General features: G+C 74.4%; 6 protein-coding genes and 1 pseudogene. 1 reads left to right on the top strand and 6 read right to left on the bottom strand.

Annotation, left to right across the window (positions count from 1 at the left end):
• Positions 1-117 (top strand): annotated as a pseudogene (locus ABT014_RS27300) (electron transfer flavoprotein subunit alpha/FixB family protein); the annotation flags it as partial.
• Between the two features lie 94 nt (positions 118-211).
• Here the strand turns inward: ABT014_RS27300 and ABT014_RS27295 are convergent.
• The 6 genes from ABT014_RS27295 to ABT014_RS27270 all read right to left on the bottom strand — a co-directional run bounded on the left by ABT014_RS27295 (position 212) and on the right by ABT014_RS27270 (position 7,325).
• Positions 212-1,345 carry an FAD-dependent monooxygenase gene (locus ABT014_RS27295; protein ID WP_350641848.1) on the bottom strand — a complete coding sequence of 378 codons (1,134 nt, stop codon included), beginning with the start codon at positions 1,343-1,345 and terminating at the stop codon, positions 212-214.
• 48 nt (positions 1,346-1,393) lie between these two features.
• On the bottom strand, positions 1,394-1,969 hold the full coding sequence (locus ABT014_RS27290) for a GTP-binding protein (RefSeq protein ID WP_350641856.1): 576 nt from the start codon (positions 1,967-1,969) through the stop codon (positions 1,394-1,396).
• A gap of 90 nt (positions 1,970-2,059) precedes the next feature.
• A complete protein-coding gene (locus ABT014_RS27285; RefSeq protein ID WP_502895107.1) occupies positions 2,060-2,479 on the bottom strand; it encodes a DUF742 domain-containing protein in 420 nt (139 codons plus the stop codon).
• On the bottom strand, positions 2,476-2,913 hold the full coding sequence (locus tag ABT014_RS27280; protein WP_350641847.1) for a roadblock/LC7 domain-containing protein: 438 nt from the start codon (positions 2,911-2,913) through the stop codon (positions 2,476-2,478). Before ABT014_RS27280 ends, ABT014_RS27285 begins: the two co-directional genes overlap by 4 nt.
• A complete protein-coding gene (locus tag ABT014_RS27275) occupies positions 2,910-5,558 on the bottom strand; it encodes a sensor histidine kinase (protein WP_350641846.1) in 2,649 nt (882 codons plus the stop codon). Before ABT014_RS27275 ends, ABT014_RS27280 begins: the two co-directional genes overlap by 4 nt.
• Before the next feature lie 510 nt (positions 5,559-6,068).
• The gene (locus ABT014_RS27270; protein ID WP_350641845.1) at positions 6,069-7,325 is read right to left on the bottom strand and encodes a phenylacetate--CoA ligase family protein; all 1,257 of its coding nucleotides are present in this window, start codon (positions 7,323-7,325) and stop codon (positions 6,069-6,071) included.
• Between the last annotated feature and the right edge of the window lie 8 nt (positions 7,326-7,333).

Genomic DNA, 7,333 nt, shown 5'->3' with positions numbered 1-7,333 from the left:
GCCGTCAACAAGGACCCCGAAGCCCCCATCTTCGAACTCGTCGACTACGGCGTCGTCGGAGACCTCTTCACCGTCCTCCCCCAACTCACCGACGACACCAAGGCCCGCAAGGGCTGAGCGTCCGGTCCCGTACGGGCAGCACGCCCGAAGGCCCCCGTCCGGCCGGACGGGGGCCTTCGGGCGTCCCGGCCGCGACGGGCCGGGAGCGGCGTCAGTAGGGCTGGACCAGGACGTGCGCGGCGCCGGGGATGCCGATCTTCAGCAGCTCGTCCTCCTCCGGGGTGGTGGGGGTGCCGGTCTCCTGCTTGAGCACGGCCCGGGAGAGGTTCTGCACCCACATCGCGCGGGGGCGGCGGCGGGCCTCCCAGGCGGCGAGCGCGGCCGGGACGTTCTCCTCCTCCTCCAACGACCGGGCCAGCACCAGCGCGTCCTCGACGGCCATCGCCGCGCCCTGGGCCAGGTGCGGGGTGGAGGCGTGCGCGGCGTCACCGGCCAGCACCACCCGGCCCACGTGCCAGGGCTCCTCGACGGTGACCTGGGAGATCCGCGAATACACCACCGCGGCCGGGTCGGTGACCTCGGTGAGCGCCTCGGCGACCGGTCCGCCGAAGGCGGCGAGCCGCTCGGCCAGCTGCTCGTGGGCGCGCTCCGGGTCCGGCCGGAAGTCCTCGGCCTCGGCGAACACCGCACCCAGGTACATCAGTTCCTCGGTGATCGGGGTCAGCAGCGCCTTGGCGGTGCGGTCACCGGTGCTCATCAGCACGCCCTGCACCTCGGGCTGCCGGGGCACGGTCACCCGCCAGTTGGCGAACCCGGTGTACTCGGGGGCGAACCGCCCGCCGTACAGCCGCTTGCGCAGCGGGGAGCCGATGCCGTCGAAGCCGACCACCAGGTCCCAGCGCCCGGTGCTGCCGTCGGCGAGGGTGACGTCCACCCCGTCGCCGTCGTCGGCGAGTTCGGTGACGGTGGTGCCGAAGGTGAGCTCGGCCCCGGCGGCGGTGGCGGCCGCGCCGAGCACGGCGGCCAGCGCCGGGCGCGGGATGCCGAGGCTGGCCGGTGCCTCGTCCATCCGGGGCTGCGGGATCTTGGCGAGGGTGTTGCCGACCGGGTCGCAGATGGTCAGGGTGTCCCAGCCGAAGCCGGCCGTCAGGCAGGCGTCCAGCACGCCGATCTCGCGCATCACGTGCAGCGCGTTGGACGGCTGGATGATGCCGACGCCGAGGGCGTCCAGCTCGCCGCGCAGCTCGGCGACGCGGACCCGGTGGCCGCACCGGGCGAGCGCGGTGGCGAGCGTCAGGCCGCCGATGCCGCCGCCGTGGATCAGGACGCGCAGGGGGGTTGCCATGTCAGGTGTCTCCGGAGGTCGAAGGGCGGGCGGGGACGGAAGCGTGGGTCAGCCGACCGGGGCGGGCTCGGGCAGGGCCATCAGGTGGTCGACCAGCGCGAGCAGCGCGTCCCGGCCGAAGGTCCGCTCGCGGACGTCGCCGACCAGCAGCGGGATGTGCGGGTCCAGGTCGAGCGCGGCCCTGATCTCCTGCGCCGTACGGGTGTTGACGCCGTGGAAGCAGTTGATCGCGACCACGAACGGGATGCCCCGGCTCTCGAAGAAGTCGATCGAGGCGAAGCTGCTCTCCAGCCGCCGGGTGTCCGCGATCACCACCCCGCCGAGCGCGCCGTTGACCAGGTCGTTCCACATGAACCAGAACCGCTCCTGGCCCGGGGTGCCGAACAGGTAGACCACCAGCTCGGGGCTGACCGTGATCCGGCCGAAGTCCAGCGCGACCGTGGTGGTGTCCTTGCGGTCGATCCCCGCCAGGTCGTCGACGCCCTCGCTGGCCCGGGTCAGGTACTCCTCGGTGCGCAGCGGGGCGACCTCGCTGACCGCGCCGACCATGGTGGTCTTGCCCACCCCGAAGCCGCCCGCGATCAGGATCTTCACGGCGGCCTGGGCCGCCTGGCTGTCTGTCATCTCACTCACAGGGTGTCTCCCCCGGCCGCGCGGGAGACGGCGGCCGGTCGGTGGGCGGGCATGGGGTGGGGCGGCGCCGGCAGCGGCCGGTCAGAGCCGTCTGAGGCCCTCGCGCACGGCGCTGAGCAGCCCGAGGTCGGAGCGTCCGCCGACCGCGACCGCGAGGGGTGCCCGCGCCAGCAGCAGGCCCTGGTCGACCAGGTCGGCCACCAGGATCTTGGCCAGCGAGACCGGCAGCCGCAGCTCCGCCGCGACCTCGGCCAGCGCGGCGGAGCGCCGGCAGCGCTCCAGCACCACCCGGTGCTCCGGCTGGAGCCCGCGCGGGCCGGGCCGGGCCGCCGCCTGGGTCCCGCCGCTCCGGTCCCGGGCCGTGGTCAGCACGGTGATCAGGCTGAAGTCGTCCCGCTCCGGGGCCGTGCGGCCCCGGGTCACGGTGTACGGGCGGACCATCGAGTCCGCCGCGTCGTCCTCGGCCTCCGGCTCCTCGTACCAGTGCGGCGGCGGGGTCACCCCAGACCACCGCCGCGGGCGCCGAAGGCGTCGAACTCGCCGCGGACCGGGGTGCTGAGCTTCTGGCCGACCTGCTGCACCAGCTTGTGCATGGCCAGCGACATCAGCTCGGCGTCCACCTCCTGGGAGGCGGTCACCGCCAGGTGGGTGCCCTGGCCCGCCGTGATGACGAACAGCCAGATCTCGGCCAGCTCCACGATCACCTGGTGCACGGGGCCGCCGTCGAAGAGCTGGCCGACGCCGCGGGCCAGGCTCTGCTGGCCGGTGGCGACCGCCGCCAGCCGTTCCGCGTCCGCGCGGTCGATGGACCGGGAGTGGCTGACCACCAGGCCGTCGTCGGAGAGCAGGACGGCGTTTCTGGTCCCGGGCACCGAGTCCACGAGGCCGTCGAGCAGCCAGTCGAGATCCTGGTGGGTGGCGGTGGTGCGCGTCATGACCGGTCTTCCGTCGTAGGGTTGGGGATTTCCTGGCCCGGGGCGTCCGGGCCCTCGAAGGCGCCCGGATTCTCCCGGGCGGCCCTGGACCGCCGCTGGAACGCGCCGATGGCCGCGCCGGCCCGGCGGGGGGCCGGGCGGAGCATCGGGTTCTCGTCCCAGCGGGGCGGCCTCGGGCGGGTCCTCGGCTGTTCGGGGGTGAGCCGCAGCTCGTCCACCAGGCTGGCCTGGCGGACCCGGCGCGGCAGCGGCGGTTCACCCTGCGGCTCGGGCTCCTGCCACCCCTGCGGCTCGGCCGGGGCGTACGGGTCACCGGGGGCGTACGGGTTGCCCACCGGGGCGGGCTCGGCCGCGGTGTACGGGTCGGCCGGGGCGTACGGGTCACCAGGGGCGTACGGGTCTGCGGGCACGAAGGGCTCGGCCGGCGGGAACGGTTCGGCCGGGGCGTACGGGTCTGCGGGCACGAAGGGCTCGGCCGGCGGGAACGGTTCGGCCACCGGGAAGGGGGCGGCCGTGGGGAAGGGCGCGAGCGCGGCGTACGGCTCGCCCGGCTCGGACCGCTCGCCGTACGGGGGCTGTCCGGCGTACGGCAGTTCGGCGACCGGGCGGCGGGGCTCCTGGCCGGAGCGCCCCGGCGGGAGCTCGGGGGTGGTCGCCCGGGCCAGTGCCTCGCCGCGCGAGCGGGTGGGCAGTGCGTCGGAGGGCGTGGCGTCCGGCACCGGGCGCAGCCCGGGCGGCGCGACCAGCAGGGCGTCCGGGAGCAGCAGGATCGCCCGGGTGCCGCCGAAGGCCGAGGGCCGGAACTCGACCCGCAGGCCGTGCTGGGCGGCCAGCCGGGCGACCACGTGGAAGCCGAGCCGGATGTCCTCGGTGTGCGCGAGCACGTCCAGCCGCGGCGGGCGGCTCATCAGCTCGTTGGCGGCGGCCAGTTGGTCCTCGTCCATGCCGAGGCCGCGGTCCTCGACCTCGATCGCCAGGCCCCGGCCGACGGTGCCGGCCCGGACCTCGACGGGGGTGGGCGGCGGCGAGAAGCTGAGCGCGTTCTCGACCAGTTCGGCCACGATGTGCGCGACCGGGCCGACCGCGCGCTCCGACAGCCAGGGGCTGCCGTCGAGGTCCAGCACCACCCGGGCGTAGTCCTGCACCTCGCCCTGGGCGGCGCGCAGCACGTCCAGCAGCGGGACGGGCTTGCGCCAGCGCCGGTGCGGGGTGCCGCCGGCGAGGATCACCAGGTTCTCCTCGTAGCGGCGCAGCCGGGCGGTGAGGTGGTCGAGGTCGAACAGGCCCTCCAGCACCTCGGGGTCCTCGTGCCGGCGCTCCAGCTCGTCCAGCTTGCGCAGCTGCTGGCCGATCAGCAGCTGGGTGCGGCGGGCGATCCGCTGGAGCAGCTTCTCGAAGCCGCGGTGCTGGTCGGCCTGGCGCACGGCGGCGGAGATCGCGCTGGCGCGGGCGAGGTTGAGGGCCGCGCCGAGCCGGGAGAGCTCGTCACCGGCGGCGGCCTGCGGGCCGTCCTCGATGGCGGCGGCCTCGGCGGCGGCGTCGATCTGCTCGCCCTGGGCGAGCCGTTCCACCACCTCGGGCAGGCTGCGTTCCAACTCCTCCGCGCGTTCCTGGAGTTCGGTGATCCGGCGGCGCATCGAGCGGGTCAGCCGCCAGGTGGTGACGATCACCGCGACCACCGCGAACAGGCCGATCACGCTGGTGAGCACCACGGTCAGCAGCAGGTGCTTGATCGAGCCGAGGCCGACGTCGACCACGCTGCTGGTCCTGGACTCCATCAGGGTGACCAGCTTGGGCGTCAGCTGGTCCATCGCCTGGCGCCACTTCTGCTGGTTGGGCGCGAGGGCCACGTTCCCGGCCGGGTCGGCGGCGGTGGGCCGCAGCAGGGCCTGCTCGACCTCGGTCTTGGCCTGCCAGGCCGGGCTCCTGACGATCTCCTCCCACATCGCCGTCTCGGCGGGCGACAGGTAGGGGGCGACCTCCGTGCCGTAGCGGAACGGCTGCTCGTTCACGGCCTGCTGGACCTGCTGGTAGTCCTGGACGGAGAGCTTCCCGGCGGGCCAGCCGCGGGCCAGCAGGGCGTCCGAGCGGGAGATCATCTCCTTGGTCCAGAACAGCCCGATCAGCGGCTGGGAGATGGTGGTGACCTTGCCGTCGTCGACGTGGCTGAGGGCGGTGAACAGCCGCAGGTCGACCGCGATCAGGTCGGTGTAGTAGCGGTAGACGGTCGCCTGCCGGTCGGCCGGGCCGCCGCCCTCGTCCACCGCGGCGCGCTGGGCGTCGAGGCGGCCCATCGCCTGCCGGGCCTGGAGGACCGCGTCGCGCACCTCGGCGGGCGCGTCGGAGGCGGTGACCCCGGACAGCTTCTCGAAGGTGGCGATCGCCTCGTCGGTCTTGCGGCGCTGGTCGCGCAGTTGGTCGGCGACGCTGCCGGGGCGGGCGATCGCCTCGGCGCTGAGCCGGCGCTCCTCCTGGAGGTTGTAGTACACGATGTTGGACGGCTGGCCGGCCTGCTGGGCCAGCTGTCCCTGGGCTGCCATCCGCTGGAAGCTGACGAAGGTCTCGCCGGTGGTCGCCGCCCAGAGCGCGGCGAGGGCGAGACCCGGCACGACGGCCAGGATCAGCAGGGCGGAGCGCAGGGACATCCGGGAGCGGCGGCGGGGCCGGGGAGTCCTTCGGGGTGCCGTGGGAGCCGACGACTCGACCACCGCCCCCTGCTTCGTTGGGGCGATCCGCCGAGACGCACGCGCGCGCAGGGCATTCTCCTTGGAGACGGCGGTCCCCGTGACGGGATGACCGTGTCTGGTAAGAACATTGACGGGTGGATATTAGTCATATTGCATATCAACCACGAAACCTCGGCGGATAGTTCACGCGCCGTTACACAAGGGACGCAGGCCGGTCCGGTGCCCCCGACACCCGGCGCCGCGCCCTGCCCGGGCACCCCGGACGGACCGGCCGCCGAGGCTTCCCCGCTGGTCAGCACGGTCACCCGGGGCCGGCGCCACCCGGCCCCCGGGCCGCTCGGACGTGGGCCCGGGGGCCGGCCTGCCCCGGCCGGCCCGGCACCCGGCGGTCACTCGCCGTACACACACCGACGGCCGCCGCGCGGCCTCCGGGGGCCGGGCGGCGGCCGGTTCGCGGCCGGTGCCGGGTCAGGCGGGCGGCCGCTCGTCCAGCACCTGCTGGAGCTTGCCGGTGCGCGGGTTGGTGGCCAGCTCGGAGCGCGGCACCCACTCGACCACCAGGTCGTGGATCGCGCCGGCCGCCACCTCCGCCGGGTAGAGCGGACGGGCCCGGTACACGGCCTCGACCAGCTGCTCGCCGAGCCCCTCGGGGGGCTGCTCGGTGTACCCCAGACGCAGGATCAGACCGTCCCGGCCGTCCCAGCGGCGCTGCACCATCTGCATGCCGGCGATGTGCCGCCCGGGGTCGGCGGCGATCAGCACGGCGCGGATGTCCTCGGTGGGCATCGCCACCGTGCCGACCCGGGCCCCCTCGACCGAGCGGCCGAGGATCCGGAACTGCCGGCACCCGGCGTCCACCCACTCCGCGCGGTCACCCGCCGGGTAGCGGATGATCGGCATCAGGGTACGGAACAGGTTGGTCACCAGCACCCGCCCGGGCACGCCCGGGGAGGTGATCGGCTCGCCGGTGACGTCGTCGACCAGCTCCACCAGGGTGCGGTTCGGGAACTCCTCGTGCACCCGGACGTCGTCGCCCGGCACCGGCCGGCCGACCAGCCCGGCGTCCACCGAGGCGTAGCCGACCGAGGAGACGGCGGCCTTCGGGAAGGCGCGCGACAGGATCGGCCGCAGGTCGGCGAAGAGCAGGTCGCCGCCGAACAGCAGCAGTTCCACCGAGTCGGCCGCCTCCCCGCGCTGGACCAGCCGCTCGGCGACCGCGCTGAGCTTCATCGGCTCGCCCGCCAGCACCTGAACGCCGAAGGTGGCGATCAGGTCGGCGATGTAGTCCTCGGAGGCCGCGCCGCCGACCGGCAGCCGGACGTTGTCCACGGGGGCGTGGTGCAGCGCGTTCTCGATGTAGAGGAACCCGCCGTACAGCTCACCGGCGCAGAACAGGTTGGCCACCCGGTGCCCGGGTTTGAGCCCGGCGCGCACCATGCCTTCGCCGAAGGCGGTCACCGAGTCGGCGTGCTCGGTGCGCGACCACGGCGAGAGCTTCGGGGCGCCGGTGGTGCCCCCGGTCTTGTAGACGCCGGCGTCGGTCAGCGGGCCGGTCAGCAGCCGGTTGTCCGGCCAGACGTTCGCGGCCCAGAAGGCCGCCTGGTCGATGATCGGGAGCTCGGTGACGTGCGAGACCGTCCGCGGCACGTCGCGGTAGGCGTCGGCGTAGAACGGCGAGTGGATCCGGGCGTGGTCGACCAGTTCCTGAAGCGATTTCGCGGGCACTGCTGTCT

The sequence above is a fragment of the Kitasatospora sp. NPDC094015 genome (genome assembly GCF_040304075.1).
Classification (GTDB): Bacteria; Actinomycetota; Actinomycetes; order Streptomycetales; family Streptomycetaceae; genus Kitasatospora.
The sequence above is the reverse complement of the archived record's forward strand: the minus strand, read 5'-3'. Positions and strand labels throughout refer to the sequence as shown.

Bases quoted from the DNA above. Each gene is read 5' to 3' on its own strand.
- ABT014_RS27295 (WP_350641848.1), bottom strand. From the start codon at position 1,345: ATGGCAACCCCCCTGCGCGTCCTGATCCACGGCGGCGGCATCGGCGGC.
- ABT014_RS27290 (WP_350641856.1), bottom strand. From the start codon at position 1,969: ATGACAGACAGCCAGGCGGCCCAGGCCGCCGTGAAGATCCTGATCGCG.
- ABT014_RS27280 (WP_350641847.1), bottom strand. From the start codon at position 2,913: ATGACGCGCACCACCGCCACCCACCAGGATCTCGACTGGCTGCTCGAC.
- ABT014_RS27275 (WP_350641846.1), bottom strand. From the start codon at position 5,558: ATGTCCCTGCGCTCCGCCCTGCTGATCCTGGCCGTCGTGCCGGGTCTC.